Raw genomic sequence first — 22,313 nt, 5'->3', positions numbered from 1 at the left:
GGCGATGAAGAGGCGCATTCTGTTCGTGGACGACGAGCCCAAGGTGCTGCAAGGGCTACAGCGCCTGCTGCATCCCATGCGCGCGGAATGGGAGATGCGCTTTGTGACCAGCGGCGAGGAGGCACTGGCCGTTTTGCGGGCAGAACCGTTCGACGTGGTGGTCACCGACATGCGCATGCCCGGCATCGACGGGGCTGAACTCCTGGAGCGTGCGCGGCAGATGCAGCCCCAGACGGTGCGCATTGTGCTGTCCGGTTACTCCGACCGCGAGACCGTGTTGCGCTCGGTGGGGACCGCGCACCAATACCTGGCCAAGCCCTGCGACTCGGAGTTGCTGCGCAGAGTGATCAGGCGGGCGTGCGGCCTGCGGCAGGTGCTTTCCGAGGAACGGCTTACCAAGTTGGTGGCGGACATGACCACCCTGCCAAGTCTGCCGACGCTCTATCAGAGAGTGCTGGCAGAGCTGCAGGCACCGGGCGGCTCCATTCACACCGTGGGCGAATTAGTCGCCCAGGATGTCGGGATGACGGCCAAGGTGCTGCAATTGGTCAATTCGGCCTACTTTGGCCTGCAGCAGTCCATCGGTGACCCGGTGCAGGCGACCATTTACCTGGGCATGGAGACGGTGCGCGCGCTCGTGCTGGCTGTGGGTGTTTTTGCGCAGCTGGAGCAGTGCAAGATGGCGGCCCTCGATTTGCAAGCCGTGGAGGAGCACAGCATGCGCGTGTGCGCCCTTGCGCGGCAGCTTGCGCCGCGCTGGCGCGCGGACGCGCGCTTTGTGAACGAGACCCTCATGGCCGGGATGTTGCACGATGCCGGCAAGTTAGTTCTTGCCGCCAATTTCCCCCAGGAGTACAACAAGGCGGTGGCGGCCGCCAGAGAGCGGCGCCTCACCCTGCAGCGTGCCGAAGAGGAGCACTTTGGCGCCGGCCACGCGGAGGTGGGAGCCTATCTGCTCGGCCTCTGGGGCCTGCCGGACCCGGTGGTGGAAGCGCTGGCTTATCATCACAGGCCGCAGCGCTGCGAAGGCAACCAGCCGAGCCCCCTCGCCGCAGTGCATATTGCCAATGCGCTGGACCACGCGCAAGAACCGGGAGGCTCGCGCAATGATGAGCAGCTTGACCAGGAGTACCTGGAGAGGCTGGGCCTGAGTCGTACCCTGCCCGCATGGCAGGAGCTGTACACTGCACTGGACAGCCAGGGGGTGGCGCCATGAACGACCGCATCCTGTGCGTCGATGATGACGCGAATATCCTTGCCGGGTATCAGCGCATTCTCCACGCTCGCTTCGCGCTGGACACCGCACGCGGCGGCAGAGAGGCACTGCTCAAGTTTGAGAAGGACGGGCCTTATGCCGTCGTCGTGTCCGACCTGCGCATGCCCGACATGGACGGCATCACGGTGCTCAGCAAGGTGCGCGACATGAGCCCGGACACGGTGCGCATCGTGCTCACCGGTTATGCAGACATCCAGATGGCCATGGCGGCAGTAAATGAAGGAAGCGTCTTCCGCTTCCTCACCAAACCCTGCCCGCCCGAACACCTGGCCAAGGCCCTACAGGCGGCGCTGCACCAGTACCACTTGCAGCGCGCCGAGCGCGAAGTGCTCGAGCTCACCTTGCGCGGCGTGGTGGACGTGCTCAGCGAGGTCTTGGCCATGGTCAACCCGCTGGCCTTTAGCCAGAGCACCAGGCTCAAACGCATTGTGCGCCACATGGCTCGATCTCTTGGCCTGCAGGAGCAGTGGCAGTATGAGGTGGCGGCTTCGCTCTCGCAAATCGGCTGCTTGGTGTTGCCGGAGGAGTTGCTGGAGAAAGTCTACGCGGATTTGCCGCTCAGCGAAGAGGAGCAAGAGATGTATGCCTCGCGCACCATGGTGGCGCAAAAGCTCTTGCGGGCCATCCCGCGCCTGGAAAGGGTCACGGCCATGATTGCCCGCCAGGACGAGCGCTTCCCTAAATGCAAAGAGCTTGCCGAGCTGTTGAGTTCGGAGCCCGAGGTATTGGGCGCGCAGATGATCAAGGTGGCTCTTGCCTTCGACAACAGGCTTCTGGCTGGCGCCAGTCGTGAGCAGGCCGTTGGCGCCTTGGCCATGCAGGACGAAGACTATCAACCGCTGCTGGTCGCCACTCTCTTCTCCATGCCCTCGCTGCGGGTGGAGATGGAGGGAGTGTTCGTACGGGTGCGTGACCTGAACACCACCATGGTGCTGGCCGAAGATGTATTTACCCGCAACGGCCTCTTGCTGGCAAAGGATGGGCAGGAAGTAAGCTTGGCCCTCCTGCATAGACTGCAGAACTTTGCCAGACGGATTGGCGTCAGGGAACCGATCCGCGTGTTGGTGCCGAAAGTGAAGGAAGAGACGACAGCGCTACAGGCGTCGGAAAGGCAGGCATATGGGGCATAGGGTCCTCTTTGTAGATGACGAGCCGCATGTGTTGGCTGCTCTTCGCCGTTCTTTGCGGAAAGAACCATACGAGCTCCTCTGTGCTACCTCGGCCGCAGAGGCGCTTCGCCTGATTGCTACCGTTCCGGTGGACGTGGTAGTCTCTGATGAGCAGATGCCGGGCATGAGTGGCTCCGAGCTCTTGGCAGAAGTGCGGCGCCGCCACCCCGACACGGTGCGGATGATGCTCAGCGGCAAGGCCACCTTAGAGGGTGCAATCCGCGCCATCAACGACGGCGCCATCTACCGCTTCTTCATCAAGCCGTGCGACGAAGTGGACCTGGCCACCACCATCCGACACGCCTTGGAGCATAAGGACCTGGTGGAGGAAAACCGGCGGCGTGCGGTGGAGCTAGCCGAGGCGAACAAGGAGTTAGAGTCGTTCAACTACACCGTCTCGCACGACCTGCGCTCGCCGCTGCAGTGCATCGAGGGATTTGCCCATGCGCTGCTGGAAGAGTATGCCGACCGGCTGGATGAGCAAGGCAGGCAGTACCTCCTTCACCTGCGAGCAGCAGCACAGCGCATGAGCCAGCTCGTCAGCGACTTGCTGCAGTTTTCCCGCAGTCACCGGGGTGAGCTCCGCTACGCGCGGGTGGACCTCACGGCCATGGCCAAGCAGATAGCTGCCGACCTGAGCTTCGCCCATCCGGAGCGGCAGGTGCACTTTGTTGTTGCGGAAGGGATGAGCGCGTGGGCAGATGAGGGATATCTCCGCGTCGTTCTGGAAAACTTGATAGGGAACGCCTGGAAGTTCACATCGAAGCACCAGACGGCGACCATAGAAGTCGGTGAACTGCGTGAGCATCGCCCGCCGCAAGCGGATGGGCAGGCGGTCTACTTCGTGCGCGACGATGGCGCCGGCTTCGACCAGACCTATGCGAGCAAGCTTTTCGTCCCATTTCAACGTCTGCACTCGCTGAGCGAGTTCGAAGGAAATGGCATTGGCCTGGCTACCGTGCAGCGCATCGTGGTCAGGCACGGTGGTAAAGTGTGGGCCGAAGGGCAAGTAGAGCAGGGGGCGACCTTCTACTTCACCCTTCCTGAACGTGAGGGTAGCATTGAGGGCGAGACGGCGAATACTTCTCGTGGAAGACGATCCGGCAGACGAGGCGCTGACCATGCGCGCCTTGCGCCGGAGCAGTGTGCCCTGTGAGGTCAAAGTCGTCCGGGACGGGGCGGAGGCTCTGGACTATCTGTTCTGCCAGGGTCGCTACCAGGGACAGGGCGCCACAGCCTTGCCGGACCTGGTCCTCTTAGACCTCAGGCTTCCCAAGATGGATGGCTTGGAGGTCCTGCAGCGCATCCGCAGCGACCAGCGCACCAAGGACCTCAAGGTGGTGGTGCTCACCGCTTCTGAGGCCGAGCAGGACCTCGTGCAGGCATACGGCCTCGGGGCGACGAGCTACCTGCGTAAGGCAGTGCGGCAGCTGGGTCTGGCCTGGCTTCTCAACAACGAAGCCACTGGCCCCCAGGGCCAACGTCACTGAGGCGGTGGGCGTCCGGGTCGAAAGGGGCAATGGGCCCCTGCTGGGGGCAGGGACTGCGGTAGTCGAAGGTACTTGCTAAGCGGCGGGTCTGCAATGGTAGATGCAGCTCTTGCACTGTTCACTGCCTGGGCAGTCATGGGGGCACAGTGGCTCTCCCCTGGACGCCTGGCTGCTACGGCGCAGTGGTCCGCTATCTCCCATGGAGTGGCGCCAACCATGTGCCTCAGGACGGCCGTCCGGCAGCCCACGCTTGGGAAGGTGGGCGGATGCTTCCACCGCGCCTGTCCCGCGTCCTCTGCGCCTGAGGCAGAGGGGGCAGAGCCCGGCGCGGATGGTGGCAATCTGTGCCAGGCAGGGTTTGTCCCCGGGCCGATGGGCGTCTCTGCACATCAAACGTGGTGGATCAAAGCCTTGCTCCTTGTGGTCTTGGCTGGCCTGGGGTTGGCATGCCACCTCCTCCTCGGCCGCTCCTCTCGCGCCAAGACCGCCGAGCTGCGCCGCCTGAACATGGAACTCACCAAGGAGATTGCTGAGCGCCAGAGCGCTGAGCGCAAGTTGCGCGAGGCTCACGAGCAGTTGGAAAGACGCGTGGCCGAACGCACGGCAGAACTGATCGCAGCCAACACCGTGCTGCAGTGCGAAATTCAGGAACGGCACAGCGTGGAGCAGGCCCTTAAGGAGCGGCTGGCCTTCGAAGACCTCATCGCCAAGCTGGCCAGCGATTTTGTCCGGCTGCGTGCCGACGAAGTGGGACAGGGGATCAACGCGGCGTTGGCGGCTGTCGGTTCCTTCACCGGAGTGGACGGCAGCTATGTGTTCGTCTTCTCCGATGGTGGCTCCACCATGAGCTGCACCCACGAGTGGGTGGCCGAAGGGATAAGCGCCGAGATCGATAACTTGCAAAGGCTGCCAGTCGATGCCTTCCCCTGGTGGATGAGCAGGCTGCGTAGCATGCAGAACATCTACATCCCGTGCGTGGCCTCCCTCTCTGAAGAGGCGGCTCCCGAAAAGGAAATCCTGCAGGCCCAGAGCATCCAGTCGCTCATCGTAGTGCCCATGGTTTCCGGAGGCGAACTCATAGGCTTCCTTGGCTTCGACTCTGTTCGCACCCAGCGCCAATGGCCAGAGTCCTTCTTCGTGCTCCTCCGCGTGGTGGGCGAGATGCTGGGCAACGCCATTGCTCGCAAGCGCGCAGAGGAGCAGTTGCGCCGCACCGAGGAAAGATTCCGAGCCATCGTGGAAGGCACGCAGGCCTTCCTGATGAACGTCGACCTGCACGGGCGCATCACTTATGCCAATGACGCGGCGGTGCGCGCCTTGGGCTTCACCAAGCAGGAGGAGGTGCTCGGACAGCGCTACCTGCGCTTCGTGCACCCGGATGACCGGCCGCGCGTTGCCCAGGCCTATAAGCAGCAGGTGCTCACCAGGCAGAGGTCTCTGTTCATGGAGTTTCGCACCGTAGACAAGGACGGCCAGGTGCGGTGGTTCAGCTTCATGACCAACCCGATGATTGAGGGCGACACCGTGGTGGGGCAGAACGGCGTGGCTCAGGACATTACCGCGCGCAAGATGGCCGAGGAGACGCTGGCTGCCTCCCTGCGCGAGAAGGAGATGCTCCTCAAGGAGATCCACCACCGGGTGAAGAACAACATGCAGGTGGTCTGTAGCCTTCTCAACCTGCAGCGCGAGCGGGTCACCTCACTGGAGGCGACGCAGGCGCTGCGCGACAGCCAGAACCGCATCAAGTCCATGGCCCTGATTCACGAGAAGCTGTACCGCTCTGCCAGCCTCTCGCAGATCGACTTTGGGGAGTACTTGCAGGGTTTGGTGAGCAACTTGGTACGCTCCTACGCGACCAATGGCCGGGTGAGCACCGAACTTGCCGTGCAGAAGGTAGAGCTGGGGGTGGACCAGGCGATCCCCTGTGGCCTGATCGTCAACGAGCTGGTGAGCAATGCCCTCAAGCATGCCTTCCCCGGGGAACAGGAGGGGATGATCCGCGTGACTTTCCAGCGGGAAAATGGCCGCTGCATGCTGGCTGTCGCCGACAACGGTGTGGGCTTCCCCTCGGAGCTTGACTTCCGTGCGACGAATTCCCTTGGCATGCAGCTGGTCACTACCCTGGTGGACCAGCTGGACGGGGAGATTCAGCTCCTGAGGAACGGCCCGGGCACTCATTTCAGCATCAGTTTTCCTGCGCCGTAGCGCAGCTGCCCTCTTTCGAGCGGCGAAAAGCGACTTTCTGCCAGGCGGCCGGTGAAGCCAGGTAAACTGTGCCACGAGTCCCAACCGCGTCACGCGCAGGCGGCGCAATGAGAATGGACAGCGGGCGATGGCGCAGAGAGTAAAGGGCGCCTCCCGGAGCACGCAGAAGACTTGGTTCCTAGGTCTCCTCTTGCCCGCTAAGTCTGCTTCCCTCTCGACGGCTATCCGACCAGCCCACGTCTCTTAACTCCGCGGAGCCTTAGCGCAGAACTTGCCCACCAGTTCTCCGCCTCGCCGCACCTTTGTGGTCTTTCCCCCCTTCGCCTCCTCGTCGGCGCTTGGCCACCTGAGCCACGGCGATTCCGCCCTCTACGCTGGGGTACACAGGCGATGTCCTCCGATAGATGGGAAAAAAGGTTCCCCGGGGAGAAATAACTCCCCATCCTGGCCTGCCGCCTCTGCTTCACCCCGGTTTTGCCGGCATTCAACGGCCGCTGCTATCTCTCAATTCTATTGAGGTTGTGGCTCTGCGTTCTCGGCTGTGGCGAGCCTCCCGGAAGTGGCACGCCTGTTGCTAGGGTCAGGGCGTGTTTTGCAGCCAGAGCTGGGAAGAGGACGTGGTGGAGGTGGCCTCATGCTCGACGGCATTTTCGACCGTACATCTATTCCTTTGCTGCACCGCCTGCTGAATTTGACGGCCGCACGGGAGCGAGCCATCGCTTCCAATGTGGCCAACGTCGCCACCCCCGGATATCGGCGCAAAGATGTGGCCTTTGACGAGCTACTCGAGGAGGCTACCGGCCGCGGTTTCCTGGCCGGGCTGAAGAGTGACGGGCGGCACATGGAGGTGGGCGGGGCGCGAGGCCATGGCGTGCCGGTGCCCATCGAGGAGAGCCCTGGTGGCAGTGCCGGGGCTAATGGCAACAACGTCAACGTCGAGACCGAGATGGTGGAACTGGCCAAGACGCAGCTCACCTACATGGTCTCCGCTCAGCTCATCAGCAACAACTTTAAGGCCTTGTTGGCCAGCATCCGTGGACGCACGTAGCCGGAGAGGAAGGTGACCATGGGAATCGAACGCCTGTTCACCGTGTTGAACGTGGCTGCCTCCGGATTGACTGCGCAGAGGCAGCAGATGGAGGTGACGGCCAGCAATATCGCTAATGCCGAGACCTTGGAGACGCCCGAGGGCGGGCCGTACCGCCGCCGGGAGGTGGTCTTCCGCCAGACCGCGGTGGAAAAGTTCTCCACCCTGGTACAGCGCGAGCTGGCGCGCCTGGGGCCCATCGGCGAGCGCATCATGGCTGCCCGCGAGCGACTCGGCGGACTCCGTTCCTCGCCAGCGGCAGTGGAGGCCAGACAGGTGGTGGACAACGTCGACCAGGGGCAGCTGGTCTACGACCCGGGCCACCCCTTGGCCGACGCCGAGGGCTATGTGCGCAAGCCGAACGTGAACATGATCAAAGAGATGCTCTCTCTGATGATGGCCACGCGTGCCTACGAGGCCAACCTGAGCGTGGTGCAAGGCACCAAGGCCCTGGCGAAGAAGGCTTTGGAGATTTAGGCGTGCGGCGTAGGCGAAAGTGAGGAGCAGCATGCGCATCGATTTTGTCGTCGATTCCTTTGCTAACTACGAACAGCTCGGCCCCGCACAGTCGGCTAAGGGGGAGCGCTTTAGGACCTACGGGCCAAAAGGGGCTCCTGCCCGGCAAGAACCTCCTCCGGCCGAGACAGACCAGGTGCGGCTCTCTGAGCAGCGGCCCACTCCACCGTCGGCGCCCCTGGAACAAGAAATCAGCAGCGTGCTCGACCCAGAGGAGCAGGAGATGTTGGGGAGGCTCTTTCCGCCTGGGCTGTTCGGAAGTGGCGTGCGCGCCTACAAGCTGGCCCAGGGCGAGGTATCTTCACCTCTGGGGCGCCACGTCGACACGCGTTCCTGATGAGGGCGAAGGGCACCAGGGGAGCGCCAACTGACACGAGGGAGCGACGATGAAGGTGAACGAGATTGTCCCGTTGCAGACCACTGTCCTGCCCGGTGCAGAAGCAGTGCGCGCACCACGGCCGGGTGAGACGCCGACCTTCAAGGAGATTGTCAACAAGTACCTGGAGGAGACGAACCAGCTGCAGCTCAAAGCAGGCGAGGCGGTGCGCCAGATGGCGGCCGGCGAGATCGATGACATTCACGACGTGATGATCGCCGTGGAAAAGAGCCGGGTGAGCTTGGAACTGGTCATCGAGATCCGCAACCGCCTGCTGGAGGCCTACCGCGAGCTGATGCGCATGCAAGTGTGATGGGTTGCCGGAGGTGAGAAGCAGCAATGGCTGAGCCTGCCCCCAAGGGGAAATCCTTCGCCGCCTGGTATCGCGAGGTATCGGCGCAGTACACGCCGCTGCAAAAGGTGGTCTTTGTCGCTACCATGGCCGCGATTGTTGGCGGCTTTGTCTTCTTGCTGCGCTGGGCAGCCAGGCCGGAGTTTGTGACTCTCTATGCGGACATGGACCTCAAGGACGGCGACAAGATCGTCGAGGTGCTCAAGAGTTCTAGGGTGCCCTACCGCATTGCCGACGGCGGACGCGCCATCCTCGTGCCGTCCAGCAGGGTCTACGAGATGCGCATGAAGTTGGCGGCACAGGACCTGCCACGCTCCGGGCGCATCGGCTATGAAGTGTTCGACAAGAAGGATATCGGCGTCTCGGAGTTTGTCCAAACGGTAAACTATCAGCGAGCTCTGGAGGGCGAGCTGGCGCGCACCATTCAGGCCCTCAGCGAGGTGGAGTTTGCCCGGGTCCATCTCGTCTTCCCCAAGGAGCGCCTGTTCAAAGAGGACCAGCAAAAGCCCACCGCCTCGGTATTGCTGCGCCTACGCCCAGGCACACGCCTCAGCGAAGGGCAAGTGGCGGGCATTGCCAATCTCGTCGCCAATAGCGTCGAGGGCCTCGACGAGCGAGACGTCACCATTGTCGACACCGAGGGGAAGATCCTCTCCAGCACCGCTGACCAAGATTCGGTCGTGGGGCTCTCTTCCAGTCAGCTGGAACTGCAGAAGAAGTACGAGGCCTACCTGCAGCAGAAGGCGCAGTCCATGTTGGACGGGGTGCTCGGCCTTGGCAATGCCATCGTGCGCGTGGCTGCCCAGCTGAATTTCAGGAGGGCTGACAAGGTCGCCGAGAGTTACGATCCGGACCTGGCTGCAGTGCTTAGCCAGGAAAACCTGGAAGAGACAAGCGGCGATACCTCCGGCAAGCCACTGGTGAGCTCCAGGCGCACGGTGACCAACTACCAGGTGAGCAAGACCGTTGAGCACGTGGTGGAATCGCTGGGCAATGTGGAGCGGCTGTCGGTAGCCGTTTTGGTGAACGGTGCCTACCGGAGCACGCCGGGCCCAGATGGCAAGCCCACCAAGGAATATGTGCCGCGCAGTGAAGAGGAGCTCACCAGCCTTGAGGCCATGGTAAAAGGCGCAGTAGGCTTTAGCGAAGAGCGTGGTGACCAGTTCGAAATCACCAATCTGCAGTTCGATACCAGCGTCCCCACCGCGGACGAGGAGTGGCTGAAGAACCTTGAGCACAAGGAGCGCATGGCGTTTTACATTTCGTTTGGCCAGAAAGTACTGGCCGGGGTACTGCTCCTGTTGCTCCTGGCTTTAGTGCGCTCTCGTCTGCGTCGCCTGCGGGGCAGCCTCACGACCCCGGAGGAGCCCACTGCCGCGCAGCTCATTGGCGAAAAGCGGGCGGAGTTGACCGCCGGCGCAGAAGGAGCGGTTCTGACCGAAGAAGCGAAGGCCAGAGCGCAGCTCGAGAAGCAAGTGACCGAGTTCACCAGACAAAACCCCCGGGCCGCGGCACGGCTGATCAGGTACTGGTTGCTGGAGGAATGAGATGCCTCCCGCCGAAAAGCTGACCGGGCGACAAAAGGCAGCCATCCTCATCGTGGCGATGGGCCTTGAGGCCTCCAGCCAGGTGCTCAAAGAGTTTTCGGAAGAGGAGCTTGAGCAACTCACCAAGGAGATTGCCGACCTCGGCCACGTCCCGCCGGAGACGGTGCAGAGTGTGATAGCCGAGTTCCGCGACTTGGTGGTGGCCGACGAGTACATGGCAGTGGGAGGACTGGACTATGCGGTAAACCTTCTGCAAAACACCGTAGGTCCGGTCAAGGCCTCGGAAATCATCCGTAAGGTTCACCGTTCCATGGAACTGCAGGGTTCGATGAAGATTCTGGAAAAGCTCGACCCGGTGCAACTGGTGAACTTTATCCAGAAGGAGCACCCGCAAACCGTTGCCCTTGTGCTCACCCAACTGGGCGCCGAGCAAGCCGCCTTTGTCATGAGCAATCTCCCTGAGGAGATCCGCAGTGAGGTGGCCTATCGTTACGCCACCATGGACCGCGTCTCCTCGGACATGATCGGCGAGGTGCAGAAGGTTCTGAAGTCGAGGCTGGAGCTCAGTGTCCACGGCTCCGAGCTGGGGGGCGTGAAAGCCGCCGCCGAGATGCTCAATTTCCTCGGACAGAGCTTAGAGAGGGCGATTCTCAAGGACATCGGCTCCCGCGACCCCGCCCTTGCCGAAGAGATTAAGAACCTCATGTTCGTGTTCGAGGACATTGTCCTGTTGGACGACCGCTCTATCCAGCGGGTGCTGCGGGAGGTGCAGACGCACGAGCTCGCTCTGGCGCTCAAGTCCACCACCCCCGAGGTGAAGCGGCGGATATTCCAAAACATGTCCGAGCGGGCGCAGGGGATGATCGACGAAGAGATTCAGTTCATGGGGCCGGTGCGCCTCAGCGAGGTGGAAAAGGCGCAGAAGGCGATTGTGGATGTTATCCGCAAGCTTGACGAAGAAGGGGAGATCATCATCACTGGGCGCGGCGAAAAGGAGGAGATCATTGTCTAAGCAGATCATCAAGCCCGGGGGGCAAGTGCGGGCGGTACGCGCCACGCTCAATGGCCACCCCCTTTCCGTGCAGATAGTGCCGGAGGCAGAGGGCGAGGCCGTGGACAACGTTGCCCAAGCCTACGCCAAAGGTTTCGCCGAAGGAAAGAAGCTCGGCGAGGAGACCGCGCGCAAGCAGCTGGGGGCTCTGCTTCAGCAGCTGGAGGCGTTGGTCAATCAGGTGGTGGGGCAACAACAGTGCCTGTTGCGCGAGGCCGAGCCGACGCTGGTGAAGATAGTCATGGCCGTGGTGCAGCGCGTGCTCAAACGGGAGCTCAACGGCAACAGCCAGTACATCGAGGCGATGGTGCGCGACGCCCTCAAGTACGTCCACGATAGCGCGCGGGTGGTGGTGCATGTCCACCCAGAGGACGCGGCGGCGCTTCGCCAGAGCGTCGATGACTTGGCCGCGAGCGTGGATGGTCTGGAAGTGCTGGAGTTGAAAGAAGACCCCAGGCTCGCCCGGGGAGGTTTTGTGCTGGAAACCGACCTGGGCACCATCGACGCCCGCTTGGAAGCGCAACTGGATGAAATCGCCCACGAGTTAGAGGAGAGCTTGGTTGGACAGTCCTGAGCGGACAACCACGGATGTCTTGCGACGGCTGGACGACTGTTTGACGAAAGTGTCCCGCGCCAACACCTTCCGCTTCGAGGGGCGCGTCACCGATGTGGTGGGCGTGGTCATCGAGTCGGAGGGGCCAAGCGCCAGCATCGGCGACGTCTGTCTCATTCGTTCCAAATCCGGCGACAGTGCGCAGGAGGCGGAAGTGGTGGGGATCCGGGGCCACAAGGTCCTCCTCATGGCACTTGGTGAGATCAACGGCATCGGCCCCGGCAGCCTGGTGGTGCGCAAGAGGCAGCAGTTTTCCACCCCGGTAGGGCCTGAGCTCCTGGGGCGCGTCATCGATGGCCTGGGGCGCCCCATCGACCACAAGGGGCCTCTGCGCACCGCCCAGCGTCGCTCCATCTACCAGCCGGCACCCGATCCTCTGACGCGCCGTCGCATCGAGCGACCGCTGGCTACGGGTATCAGGGCCATCGATGCCTTGCTCACCTGCGGCGAAGGACAACGCCTGGGCATCTTCTCCGGAAGCGGGGTGGGCAAGAGCGTGCTCTTGGGGATGATTGCCCGCAATACCGACGCCGACGTCAATGTCATCGGACTGATTGGCGAGCGGGGCCGCGAGGTGGGGGACTTTTTGGAACGCGATTTGGGCGAGGAGGGGCTACGGCGCTCGGTGGTGGTGGTGGTCACTGGTGACCAGGCAGCCCTGCTGCGCGTCAAAGGGGCTCTGGTGGCGACTACCATCGCGGAGTACTTCAGGGAGCAGGGGCTGCGTGTGATGCTGATGATGGACTCCATCACGCGCGTGGCCATGGCGCAACGGGAGATTGGCCTCTCGGTGGGCGAACCGCCCACCACGCGCGGCTACACCCCCTCGGTCTTTGCCTTTCTCCCCAAGCTGTTGGAACGAGCAGGAAACACCCAGAATGGCAGCATCACCGGGCTATACACCGTGCTGGTGGAGGGCGATGACCTCAACGAACCGGTCTCGGATGCGGTGCGCGCGATCCTAGACGGGCACGTGGTGCTGTCGCGACGGCTGGCCAATCTGAACCACTACCCGGCCATCGATGTGTTGGCCAGCACCAGCAGGGTGATGATCGACGTGGTCACTCCTGAGCACCTGGCGGCAGCGCGGAAGGTGGTGGAAATCCTCTCCACGTACCGCGAGGCCGAAGACCTCATCAACATCGGTGCCTATGTGCCGGGGAGCAATCGCAAGATCGACTATGCTCGCAGCATGATCGAACGCGTCAACGCTTTTCTCCGCCAGGGCATTGAGGAGAAGGTGGACTTTGCCGGGGCAGTGCGCGATGTCCTGGCCCTGGTCAGTTGAAGCCGGTGGTAAGCATAGGGGAGAGCAACGATGAAGGCCTTTCGCTTTTCCCTGCAGAGGGTGTTGGACGCACGCAAGCACAAGGAAGACCTGCGCAAGCGGCAGCTGGCTGCCGCTAAGGAGGCGGAGCTCGAAGAGCGTGAACGGCTGTCCTCGCTGGAACAACAGAGCCAGGAAGTACGCAGCGAACTGGGCTGTCACGTGGGGCGAGTGGTGAGGGCCTCAGAGATGGCCATGTACTACACTTACTCACAGCAGCTGGAGAGGCACATTGCCCAGCAGCAGCAGGCTGTGACCCAGGCGGCCCTGAAAGTGCAAGAAAGGCGAGAAGAGTTATTGGCCTCCTCCAAGGAAAAGAAGGCATTGGAAAAGCTCAAGGAGAAAGCGAAGGACCGCCACACGGTGGAGGCAGGTCGGGAAGAACAGGCGCACCTCGATGAGGCTGCTGCGCGCCTGTACGCAAGAAGGGTCTCCGTATCATGAACGCACTGAGCAAGCCAGATATCGGAGTGCCGGCTGCAGCCGGAGCGGCAGGAAGCCAGGTCAAGTCGGTGATCGCCCTTGCCGCTGTTTCGACCCTGTCGTTTGCCGGGCTGGTGGCCGCGTCATATTTTGCTTTTGTCAAACCGAAACTAACCTCCCACGTCGTGTCCCTTACCGCTGCCGATACCACGAACGTAGGGAACGCAATGAGCATGGACAGCCTCGGGCTGGTGTATCGCGAGGAAGTGCCGGGTGTGCCACGCAAGGCCGTTGCTGACACGACGGCCCAGCCCAGGAAGCCCCAGTTGCAGATGAGCGACGACTTTATTCGCGTGGTGGAGATGTACGAAGCGCGCATTGCCAAGCTCGAGGAGAAGAACTACCTGCAGCAGCTCAAAATAGACTCGCTGCAGAAGGAGCAGCTCAGTCGCAGGGCTGAGATCGATAGCATCAGCGAAGCGCTGCTGCGCAAATTCTCCACCCAGCTTGTCGTGCCGTCGGAGCCGGTGAAAACTAAGGCTGGGGCAGGCAGACAGCCTGCACGTACCGGCATGGGCGCCCGCGAGCTTGCGAAGATCTACGACGCCATGCCTGCGCAGCAGGCGGCCGCGGTGCTTTCGCAGCTGGAAATCGAGACCGTAGCCCAGATCCTGGTGTTGCTCCGGGAACGACAGGCAGCAAAGATTCTCTCGGCAATGGACAGCCAGCGGGCGGCGGAAATCAGTCGCACGATCGGTCGCTGAGCAGGAGGCCGTGACGGCTAAGATAGCACATAGTGCTCCCGTGGTGCCCGGTGGGGCGCGCCTCGCCACAGGCCAGGAGCGGCAAAGGACCCAGGCGGCGGGATTCATGCTTGCCTTGAGCAGAGAACTTGCCCAGAGGACAGGTGCTCCGGCTGTGCGCGCGGGGTCCAGACTGCCAAGCCAGGCCTCGGTGCCGACGTTCATGGTGAGCAGGACAGAGCGAGAGGCGCTTCTTGCTCAGTTGCCGTTGGGCGCGGAAGTCTTCCTACAAACCGGCCTTGCCGAGGGGAGGCTCACTGTTGACTCTGCGAGGAGCATGGGTTCGATTGCCCTTGAGCGCAAGGCTGCGGCTTTTTTGGCCATTGAGCGACTCCCAGGCTTTGGGGCGCAGAATCCGGTAGCGAGCGAGATTGCGGCGCGAGGCAGCGGCGAAGCAGCCAAGCCGCCACTGTTTGCCCTTGGCGACGCCCCAGCGACGCATCGCGGCCCAGGCGAGACTGATTTGCCCGATGGGGCGAGTCCCCTGCAGGCCCAGGGCGAGCCGGCCCGACCACGGGCTGTGCCGAACACGCGTGCGGAAGAAGCCGGGCTCGCCGGAGGAGATGCTCCGTTTGGCGGTCCTGTCAGTCGCAGGGCGATGGCGCAGGCGGAAGAGGCGCGGGTTTTCCCCGCCAGCGGGGAGGGCCAGAAAGCAACGAGCGCACAGGAAACTCGGGAAGTCCACGCTTCCCCGACGCCACCCGCTCCTTTCCAGCAAGCGCGTGGGCGGGTGGTGCAGCTTGACGGTCGTTCTCCGCTCACCGAGGACAATTTCGCCCTAATGCCTGGCGAACGTCAACTCTTAGCGCAGCCATGGCGCCAGGCCGCGCGCGGAGAGCCGCGTTTGCGGACGCATGGGTTGGACCTTTCACAATCACCCATCGCTCAGGCAACAGAAGGAGCAAAGCGCCCCCAGAGCCTCGCCGCTGGGAACGGTCCGCATCTCCCGCCTGCAGGGGCGCGGAGGGAGGGAGAAGGACGGTCGCGCGTCCAGGTGGCCGGGCGTGGGAGCTCTCCGGTGACTTCACCCCAGGTGGAGGTCGGCTCTCCGGGAAGCCCTGCGCCAGTCAGCGTTGCGGCGACTGGGGGGTACACGGCACAGGCAGAGGCTAAATGGGAGCCGCAGGCGACCAAAGCGACAGCTTCGAGCGAGCACCCAGGCCGGAACCAACCGTTCGCCGCCAGGGCGAGCAGAGCGGAGGCGGTCGGTGTGCAGCGGGGTGGGCTTGCGCCGGGAGGCGAGACAGCCGGCCCACAACAGCCCGGCGCCCGCGCGAACGGGAAAGGGAGCTTGCCACACCCGCCGGAGCCTCTGCCCCCTTCGCACGAGCGAGCTACCGATGCGGCCGCGGTGGATGGTAAGGCAACTAAGACGCCGGCGCATGGCGCGAGTGGGTTGGCGTCGGGGAAGATAGGGCCCCTTGGCGGGCAGACAAGAGACGCGACGTTGCCGACCAAGGTACTCGGGGCTGGCGGAGAGCGAAAGGCGAGTGCTGCGCCCAGGGAGCATGTTTCGGCCACACACAGCAGCGAAGGTGGGCAGGTGCGAGAGACCGCGCCCGCGCCTTCGGCTCCTCGCAAGGACGCGGCCGACAAGGGCCAAGCGCCGGTGGCTGCCCACGACCCTGCGCGGAAGCTCGTGAGGGAGCGGGGAATCGCCAATAAGTCCGTTGAGAGACTCTCTGCCAGCCCTCTGCCACAGGCCACTCCCAGAGAGCAGGCCAGGCCCGGACCCGCAGGTTCAACGACCGGCATGGACTTGCAGGAACGCACTCCTGTGCAGGGGCCGTCAAGGCCTGTGGCGGACCTACCGCCGGTAAAGAATGTTGAGCGTGCGATAAAAGGCCGGGAGGAGCCCAGGCCGCTCGCGCCTCATGGGGGCCAGTCCCATGCAGAGCCGGGCCCCGAGCAGATTGCGGTTCCCATAGGGTGCCAGAATGGAAGCCCGCTCGCGAACCCCCGCGCTTCGGCCCGCACGTTCGAGCAGCCTGTCTCCGCTCGGCATGCCTCTCTGAGGCAGGAGAAGAGGGTTGGAGGGAGTGGGGAAGGCCTGTTCACCCGCACGCTGGGAATCGACCGTGCGCAACAAGATGCTCCTTCGAGTGTGCAGAAGGCGGGGGCGGGACAGGGCGCGGACCGGCGGGGGGCAGATGCTGCAGCCGCACACGACGGAGCGCAGAGGCCGGTAAACGCGACGGAACTACCAAGGCATGATGCTGCCCCAGGAAAGCGCCTGGCGACAGAGGCACAGTCCGCAAAGAGCCAGAGAGGCCCTGCTGTATCCATGCTTGAGCCCAAGGCGGCTCGGCCCGCGGCATCAGGCGATGGGGTCATGATCATGCCGGGGCGTGCAGGCGAGGCCGAGGGCAAAGACGAAGGCGTGAATGAAAAAGGCATGCGCGCGACTTGGCAATCTTCCGATTCCTCTTCCTCGATGGCCGCAGCGGGAACCCTTGGCAAAACGGTGGAGGCGGAGGCGCCCCCTTCAAGTGGTGCTCAGCCGGTGCCGATGAGGCCCACGGCCGTAGCGGGGCCGCAGCGTCCGAGTCTAATGGGCGACGCAGGAGTGAGCCAAACGGCAGGGCGCACATCCACTGCCGGTTCTGGCTTGAGGGCCAGTACTCCCAAGAAGTCGACTGAAACGGAGGGGCTGCAGAGCCGCGAGGGCACCTCTGGGCGTGCGGTCCAGCACGACGGGGCGAGCGCCCTCCTTACGCCCCCGCCCCGCCGGCACTCGGAAGTTCGCTTGGAAGAAAAGCTCACCGACTCTGTCGAGGCAAAGCGCACGTCCACAGAGGACGCGGGCACAGCCGGTGCACATGGGGCCCGTGGTGCCATACCCCCGGCGCACGTCCCATCCTTGTCCTACGGTGCTGCCGCTGCTCCGCGGCGGGAGGCTGTCGCGGGCAGACCAGAGCCGGTGACACACTCCGCACGCCGGGGCGAAGACGAGCCGATACGCGGCAAGGAACCGTTGAAACCTCTCGACCGACACTCACAGCCCTCCGCACGGCAGGAAAAGACCCCGGCCCCGGCGCAGGCGGCTCCTCCGAGCCAGCCAGTGGTTCCTGGGCCCCAGGCTCAGCTGCGGGAGCCTCTCGCCACGGAAGCCGCACCGGCCCGTGAGCACCATAGGTCGGCGCAGGGTTTTGAACCGCCAATTGAGGCGCCACGCTCGGGTCTGACTCCTGAGCCGTTGAAGAGCAAAAACGAGGGCCACACTGGCGCGAATGCCCCTGCAGAGCCGGTTGCGGAGCGAAGGTTCTCGGGGGTCCTACACGATTCTACCCCCGAGGCGCCAGGAAAGGTGCTGAAGACCAACGCAGCAGGTGTGGCGGTGACCCCACCGGCCAAGACGGATGGGGCGGGTGCGCCACCCGTGGCGGCGCGCGAGAAGCAGGAGCCGAAGGCCGGAAGCCCGCCTGGTGGATCGTCGCGGAGAGCGGCGAAGACTTTGTCGGAAAGTGAGAGGCCCGCGCGAGCTGAGCGCGACACCTCCCCCCCTGCACACAGCGAGCTGGCAAGAGAGGTTCCCAAGCGCGCAAGGGCCCCCATCGGACCCATCGTCGAAGTCGCCGCCGCCCAGGCCGTGGAGAACCCACCGCTCTCTGGGCCTCCGCTGCGGGCCGGTACCCAAGGGGCACCGAGTGAGGCGGCGGCATCCAAGCAGGCTGAAGTGCTCCTTGGCCCTCGGGCCCGCGTGAGGCAGCACATCGAGGCAGAGACCCCTCGGCAGGAGGGACTGGCTTCTCCTCACCAGCGACCTGATGAAGGAGCTGTCTTGGTCCCGCACGTGCAAGTGGCTGGTAGGTCGAAGCCTGAAGCGGATGCGCGCGGAGAGGCAAGGGAGAGGGCTGCGAGTCACCGCACCGGCCATGGGCCAGAGGGGCGGAGACCTGCGCAGGTGCCTTCCGACCGCTGGCTCTCCATGACAAGCCCAGCTAAGGCTTCCATCGGACTGGAGAGTGGGTCTGCGCCCGACGGCCGTGTTGCGGAGGTGCAGCGCGAGAGTGGCACCGCACGGCGCGGTGGCGAGGAGAAAGCAGCCGCCGTCAAGAAAGGGTCGAACCCCTTTAACCGCCTGGCAGGAACAGACACGAGTGAAACTGCGACCGCCTCCGATCCCCGCGTGGCACCGATGGCAGGCGGAGAGGTTGAGCATCTGACTCTGCGCCGGGCGCAAACGGGCCTGGACGGCGAATCTGCCTTCGTGCGTGTCCGCAACGACGGGCAGCCTGCAGCAAGACCACTACCCGCAGACTCGCTATCTACGCGCAGCTCTCGGGCGGCAGCTGTCCGACCTTCGGCAGGAGAGCAACGCACCGAAGCTCTGGGTGGAGACGGCCAATTACCCCAGGCTGTGACCTCGCCGCATGCGCTGCACGCCAGGCCTGTGGCCGAGGCGACTCTGCTCGCGCGCAGCCAGGACAAGGTGCACGGACAGCGCGCACCTGTCGAGACCTTGGCCCGCGAGGTGGCGGTGCACGTGCGGCTGTTGACGCAGACAGAAGAGACGCGCCTCAGCGTCGTCCTTGACCAAGCCGACTTGGGGCGCATCGCCGTGGACTTGCTCAAGCGCGACCAGGCGGTGACCGTTCATTTTCGCGTCGAGTCCGCGGAAACGGAAACCCTGCTCAAGTCATCGTTCGAGGACCTGCGTGCCGTCCTCAACGACCAGGGAGTTCAGGTGGGCGATTTGACCGTGGCAAGTGACCAACGCCAGGGGCAGGGATCCCCACAGCGACACAGTCCCGAGGAGCCAGGGCGATGGCCTCTGGGGACTGAGTTTCCACGGCCAGCCGCCCGTGCAGCAGAGCCACCCCGGCCCAGGACGGCGCGCTTTTTGGGCTACAACACGATGGAAATCATCGCCTGAAAGGAGGTGAGGAAGATGGCAAACGTGTCAGCGGTGCGAGGCGCCAGCACTCCGGTAACCAATAGCCTGAGCGGCCCAGGCGGCACTCTGGGCAAGGACGCATTCATGAACCTGCTGGTGACCCAGCTCCGCTACCAGGACCCGCTGCAACCCATGGAGAACACCGAGTTCATCGCCCAGCTGGCGCAGTTTAGTAGTCTGGAACAGCTCTGGTACATGAACGCCAACAGCCAGACGAACACGCTCCTACTGCAATCGCTGCAGAACACGGTGATGAGCGGCTTCCTGGATCGGGAAGTCTGGGCCAGTGGCGGCAGGCTCTGGCTACCAGAAGGTGGCGAGGTCGCGCTCCACTATACAGTAGCAGGCCCTGCCCAGGTCACGGTGGAAGTGCTCAACGCTGCCGGACAAGTGGTGCGCACGCTCCAGGTTCAAGCGCAGCAGTCCGGGGACCAGCAGTGTGCGTGGGACGGGAAGGATAGTACGGGCCAGCGCCTGGCCAGTGGGGCCTACTTCTTCAGGGTGAGGGCCGTAGACGACAGCGGTGCTCAGGTGAGTGCGACGCCCTACACGGTGGGCACGGTGACCGGGGTGCGCTTCAGCAATGGCAGCGCCCAACTCCTGCTCGGTGGGCTGGAGGTCAGCCCCTCCGATCTGGTGATGGTGCGCTGAGGACTGTAGCGAAAGGAGGTGATGAGATGCCCGATTATCTGCAGGGGGTTGACCAGCTGGCGGGCGTGGGGCGCATAGAGCCGTCGCCTGCACAGCGTCAAGCCCCGGGTGAACGCGCACAGGGCTCCACCTTTGCGCAGATGCTTGAGCAGGAGGTGCGCAAACGGGAGGAAGTGCGCTTTTCCCTCCACGCCTTAGAGCGATTGCGGCTGCGGAACATCCAGCTCAGCCAGCAGGAGGTGGAGACCCTTGGCGGTGCGGTGAGCAAGGTGGCGGAAAAAGGAGGGCGCGACTCGTTGGTGGTGATGAATCGCGTTGCCTTCGTGGTCAACGTGCCGACGCGCACGGTGATTACCGCCATCGACCAGGCGCACCTGCGTGACAGCGTGTTCACCCAGATTGACAGTGCCGTCATCGCATGAACCAGTGGGCTGGACCCCAACGGGGAGGCCCTGCGCTGCTGACCGACTGAGGCAGCGAAACAGAGGAAAGGAGCAACCACTATGATGCGTTCACTCTTTGCTGGGGTCTCTGGGTTGAAAAACCATCAACTCCAGATGGACGTCATCGGCCACAACATCGCCAATGTGAACACCGTTGGCTTCAAAGCGGGCCGAGTCACTTTCCAAGAAAGCCTTTCGCAAATGTTACGCGCAGCAACTCGTCCGACCGAAGAGTCCGGTGGGTTGAACCCCCTGCAGGTAGGCACCGGCATGACCTTAGGGTCAATTGATACCATCTTTACCCAAGGGAGCCTGCAGCCCACCGGCGTGATGACCGACCTGGCCATCCAGGGCGACGGTTTCTTCATCCTCAGTGATGGCGCACTGCACTACTACACGCGCTCCGGCACCTTCCAGGTGGACGCCAATGGCACCCTGGTGCACCCCAGCACCGGCTTCGTATTGCAGGGGGTGATGGCGGACGCCGACGGCAACATCCAGCCCAGCAGGCCGGTGCAGAACATCGTGTTGCCGTTTGGCCAGAAGGTGCCGGCGAGGGCCACGACGTTGGTCAGCTTCAGCTGCAACTTGGACGCGGACACGCAGGCGCTGGCGCAGGTCCTGGCCGGTGACCTATCCAGTCACGCGGTGCTTACCGCCACTGGCGCGCCGACAAGTCTGACCATCGTCGCCGGCACCAACGACACGCTCACCATCACCGTGGACAATGACGCAGGCGGCACGGTGACCAAGTCCCTCACTCTGACCGCCGGCACGTACGCTTCGGTGGACGACCTTGTGGCGGAAATCAACGCCAGGATCCGCGCGGACAACTCGCTGAATGGCGAGGTCATCGCCGAGTTGGCGTCGGTGGGAGGTGCCAGCGTGGTGCGGCTGCGCACCGTGGACAGCGGCGGAAGCTCAACGCAACTGGCCGCCAGCGGCAACGCCGCCACCAACCTCAAGTTGCCGGCGACCACTGCCACAGGTACCACTGCCGCCACCGCGATCAACTCCTTGCCGCAGGTGGTAACCGCCCTCACCGCCGGTGATACGATCAGGATTTCTGGTCTCAATCCCGACGGGACGGTAGCCAACGGCACCTACACCTACGCTGCCGGCGATACGGTGCAGGACCTGTTGGATGCCATCAACGCCGTGTTGGTCGGCGCCTCGGCCAGCATGGACAGCGAAGGGCGACTGCTGGTGACGGACAACACTGCGGGCAGTTCTCAGACCAATCTGTCCCTGACACTGGACGATGCGGATAGCTCCGGTAGCGTGTTCCGCATGCCGCAGCTCAACATCTACCAGGAAGGCCGCGATGCGGGCACCCACACGGCCAGCATCGACGTCTACGACAGCCTGGGCCAGACGCACAACCTGGCGGTGATTTTCACCAACATCTCCACCCCTTCCAACCCGAACCGCTGGTCGTGGGAGGTGGTGGTGGACGACGGCAAGATCACCCCGACTTCCGGGAGCAAGGGGACGGTGAGTTTCAACGCAGACGGCAGCTTGCTGGTGTTCAGCAGCAACGACGGTCAACCGCTCTCCTTCAATCCTGGTAACGGGGCCGACACCGTGACCATAACGCTCGACGCCGGACAAGGCAACGGCTTTGCCGGCATCACGCAACTCAGATCGGTGTCGACGACCGTAGCCAAATCGCAGAACGGCTACGGCATGGGTGACCTGCAGTCCATTGCCTTCGACGAGAGTGGACGAATCACCGGTCAGTTCAGCAATGGAGTGTCCAAGGTGCTGGCGCAGGTGATCCTGGCCAGATTCAGTAACCCTGCGGGGCTGGTGCACGCCGGCAACAACCTCTACCTTGAGACCGCCAACAGCGGCAACGCGGTGAAGGGGACGGCTGGCACCAATGTGGCCGCAACCATAACCCCAGGGGCGTTGGAGATGTCCAACGTCGACCTGGCCGCGGAGTTCACCGACCTGATCATCGCGCAGCGTGGTTTCCAGGCCAATGCGCGCGTGATCGCCACCTCAGACACGATACTGGACGAAATTGTGAGACTGAAGCGGTAAGCAGAGGGAGAGGGTGGGGCCTTGGGGCCCCACCCAACCTC

19 protein-coding genes are annotated in these 22,313 nt (G+C 63.5%); all 19 read left to right on the top strand.

What is annotated here, in order from left to right; translation table 11 throughout:
- Window positions 1–4: 4 nt before the first annotated feature.
- The 19 genes from NUW13_03885 (at window position 5) to NUW13_03795 (ending at window position 22,272) form a co-directional block, all read left to right on the top strand.
- Window positions 5–1,216 (top strand): response regulator, encoded by a 1,212-nt coding sequence (locus NUW13_03885; GenBank protein MCR4438167.1) that lies wholly within the window; start codon window positions 5–7, stop codon window positions 1,214–1,216.
- Window positions 1,213–2,406 carry a response regulator gene (locus NUW13_03880; GenBank protein MCR4438166.1) on the top strand — a complete coding sequence of 398 codons (1,194 nt, stop codon included), beginning with the start codon at window positions 1,213–1,215 and terminating at the stop codon, window positions 2,404–2,406. Before NUW13_03885 ends, NUW13_03880 begins: the two co-directional genes overlap by 4 nt.
- Window positions 2,396–3,601 (top strand): response regulator, encoded by a 1,206-nt coding sequence (locus NUW13_03875; GenBank protein ID MCR4438165.1) that lies wholly within the window; start codon window positions 2,396–2,398, stop codon window positions 3,599–3,601. Before NUW13_03880 ends, NUW13_03875 begins: the two co-directional genes overlap by 11 nt.
- The gene (locus NUW13_03870) at window positions 3,567–3,935 is read left to right on the top strand and encodes a response regulator (GenBank protein MCR4438164.1); all 369 of its coding nucleotides are present in this window, start codon (window positions 3,567–3,569) and stop codon (window positions 3,933–3,935) included. The genes NUW13_03875 and NUW13_03870 overlap by 35 nt, the downstream gene beginning before the upstream one ends.
- A 93-nt stretch (window positions 3,936–4,028) precedes the next feature.
- Complete coding sequence (locus tag NUW13_03865; protein MCR4438163.1) at window positions 4,029–6,140, top strand: PAS domain S-box protein; 2,112 nt, start codon at window positions 4,029–4,031, stop codon at window positions 6,138–6,140.
- A 634-nt stretch (window positions 6,141–6,774) separates the two neighbouring features.
- Complete coding sequence (flgB, locus tag NUW13_03860; protein ID MCR4438162.1) at window positions 6,775–7,188, top strand: flagellar basal body rod protein FlgB; 414 nt, start codon at window positions 6,775–6,777, stop codon at window positions 7,186–7,188.
- Window positions 7,189–7,206: 18 nt separating this feature from the next.
- Complete coding sequence (gene flgC / locus NUW13_03855; GenBank protein ID MCR4438161.1) at window positions 7,207–7,704, top strand: flagellar basal body rod protein FlgC; 498 nt, start codon at window positions 7,207–7,209, stop codon at window positions 7,702–7,704.
- Window positions 7,705–7,735: 31 nt separating this feature from the next.
- Complete coding sequence (locus NUW13_03850; GenBank protein MCR4438160.1) at window positions 7,736–8,080, top strand: hypothetical protein; 345 nt, start codon at window positions 7,736–7,738, stop codon at window positions 8,078–8,080.
- Window positions 8,081–8,129: 49 nt separating this feature from the next.
- Window positions 8,130–8,432 carry a flagellar hook-basal body complex protein FliE gene (fliE, locus tag NUW13_03845; protein ID MCR4438159.1) on the top strand — a complete coding sequence of 101 codons (303 nt, stop codon included), beginning with the start codon at window positions 8,130–8,132 and terminating at the stop codon, window positions 8,430–8,432.
- A gap of 26 nt (window positions 8,433–8,458) precedes the next feature.
- Window positions 8,459–10,018 carry a flagellar M-ring protein FliF gene (gene fliF, locus NUW13_03840; GenBank protein MCR4438158.1) on the top strand — a complete coding sequence of 520 codons (1,560 nt, stop codon included), beginning with the start codon at window positions 8,459–8,461 and terminating at the stop codon, window positions 10,016–10,018.
- A 1-nt stretch (window position 10,019) separates the two neighbouring features.
- Entirely contained in the window at window positions 10,020–11,030 is a 1,011-nt protein-coding gene (fliG, locus tag NUW13_03835; protein ID MCR4438157.1) for a flagellar motor switch protein FliG, read from the top strand.
- Window positions 11,023–11,643: a FliH/SctL family protein gene (locus NUW13_03830; GenBank protein MCR4438156.1), complete on the top strand. Its 621-nt coding sequence runs from the start codon at window positions 11,023–11,025 to the stop codon at window positions 11,641–11,643. Before fliG ends, NUW13_03830 begins: the two co-directional genes overlap by 8 nt.
- A 19-nt stretch (window positions 11,644–11,662) precedes the next feature.
- Complete coding sequence (gene fliI, locus NUW13_03825; GenBank protein ID MCR4438155.1) at window positions 11,663–12,970, top strand: flagellar protein export ATPase FliI; 1,308 nt, start codon at window positions 11,663–11,665, stop codon at window positions 12,968–12,970.
- Window positions 12,971–13,000: 30 nt separating this feature from the next.
- A complete protein-coding gene (fliJ, locus tag NUW13_03820) occupies window positions 13,001–13,453 on the top strand; it encodes a flagellar export protein FliJ (GenBank protein ID MCR4438154.1) in 453 nt (150 codons plus the stop codon).
- A complete protein-coding gene (locus tag NUW13_03815) occupies window positions 13,450–14,196 on the top strand; it encodes a hypothetical protein (GenBank protein ID MCR4438153.1) in 747 nt (248 codons plus the stop codon). The genes fliJ and NUW13_03815 overlap by 4 nt, the downstream gene beginning before the upstream one ends.
- A 3,967-nt stretch (window positions 14,197–18,163) precedes the next feature.
- Window positions 18,164–19,111, top strand: coding sequence for a flagellar hook-length control protein FliK (locus NUW13_03810; protein ID MCR4438152.1), 948 nt, complete (start codon window positions 18,164–18,166; stop codon window positions 19,109–19,111).
- 15 nt (window positions 19,112–19,126) lie between these two features.
- Complete coding sequence (locus tag NUW13_03805) at window positions 19,127–19,783, top strand: flagellar hook assembly protein FlgD (protein ID MCR4438151.1); 657 nt, start codon at window positions 19,127–19,129, stop codon at window positions 19,781–19,783.
- A gap of 26 nt (window positions 19,784–19,809) precedes the next feature.
- Entirely contained in the window at window positions 19,810–20,205 is a 396-nt protein-coding gene (locus NUW13_03800; GenBank protein MCR4438150.1) for a flagellar protein, read from the top strand.
- 81 nt (window positions 20,206–20,286) lie between these two features.
- Window positions 20,287–22,272, top strand: a complete 1,986-nt coding sequence (locus NUW13_03795; protein MCR4438149.1) for a flagellar hook-basal body complex protein — start codon at window positions 20,287–20,289, stop codon at window positions 22,270–22,272.
- The last annotated feature ends 41 nt before the right edge of the window (window positions 22,273–22,313 follow it).

The sequence above is a fragment of the candidate division KSB1 bacterium genome, assembly GCA_024655945.1.
Classification (GTDB): domain Bacteria; phylum Zhuqueibacterota; class Zhuqueibacteria; order JANLFK01; family Oleimicrobiaceae; genus Oleimicrobium.
Note: the sequence above shows the minus strand (reverse complement) of the source record. Positions and strands in the feature narration are given on the sequence as shown.

Excerpts from the sequence above, each read along its gene's own strand:
- NUW13_03885 (MCR4438167.1), top strand. The coding sequence starts at position 5 with ATGAAGAGGCGCATTCTGTTCGTGGACGACGAGCCCAAGGTGCTGCAA.
- NUW13_03880 (MCR4438166.1), top strand. The coding sequence starts at position 1,213 with ATGAACGACCGCATCCTGTGCGTCGATGATGACGCGAATATCCTTGCC.
- NUW13_03875 (MCR4438165.1), top strand. The coding sequence starts at position 2,396 with ATGGGGCATAGGGTCCTCTTTGTAGATGACGAGCCGCATGTGTTGGCT.
- NUW13_03870 (MCR4438164.1), top strand. The coding sequence starts at position 3,567 with ATGCGCGCCTTGCGCCGGAGCAGTGTGCCCTGTGAGGTCAAAGTCGTC.
- NUW13_03865 (MCR4438163.1), top strand. The coding sequence starts at position 4,029 with ATGGTAGATGCAGCTCTTGCACTGTTCACTGCCTGGGCAGTCATGGGG.
- flgB (MCR4438162.1), top strand. The coding sequence starts at position 6,775 with ATGCTCGACGGCATTTTCGACCGTACATCTATTCCTTTGCTGCACCGC.
- flgC (MCR4438161.1), top strand. The coding sequence starts at position 7,207 with ATGGGAATCGAACGCCTGTTCACCGTGTTGAACGTGGCTGCCTCCGGA.
- NUW13_03850 (MCR4438160.1), top strand. The coding sequence starts at position 7,736 with ATGCGCATCGATTTTGTCGTCGATTCCTTTGCTAACTACGAACAGCTC.
- fliE (MCR4438159.1), top strand. The coding sequence starts at position 8,130 with ATGAAGGTGAACGAGATTGTCCCGTTGCAGACCACTGTCCTGCCCGGT.
- fliF (MCR4438158.1), top strand. The coding sequence starts at position 8,459 with ATGGCTGAGCCTGCCCCCAAGGGGAAATCCTTCGCCGCCTGGTATCGC.
- fliG (MCR4438157.1), top strand. The coding sequence starts at position 10,020 with ATGCCTCCCGCCGAAAAGCTGACCGGGCGACAAAAGGCAGCCATCCTC.
- fliJ (MCR4438154.1), top strand. The coding sequence starts at position 13,001 with ATGAAGGCCTTTCGCTTTTCCCTGCAGAGGGTGTTGGACGCACGCAAG.
- NUW13_03815 (MCR4438153.1), top strand. The coding sequence starts at position 13,450 with ATGAACGCACTGAGCAAGCCAGATATCGGAGTGCCGGCTGCAGCCGGA.
- NUW13_03810 (MCR4438152.1), top strand. The coding sequence starts at position 18,164 with ATGACAAGCCCAGCTAAGGCTTCCATCGGACTGGAGAGTGGGTCTGCG.
- NUW13_03805 (MCR4438151.1), top strand. The coding sequence starts at position 19,127 with ATGGCAAACGTGTCAGCGGTGCGAGGCGCCAGCACTCCGGTAACCAAT.
- NUW13_03800 (MCR4438150.1), top strand. The coding sequence starts at position 19,810 with ATGCCCGATTATCTGCAGGGGGTTGACCAGCTGGCGGGCGTGGGGCGC.
- NUW13_03795 (MCR4438149.1), top strand. The coding sequence starts at position 20,287 with ATGATGCGTTCACTCTTTGCTGGGGTCTCTGGGTTGAAAAACCATCAA.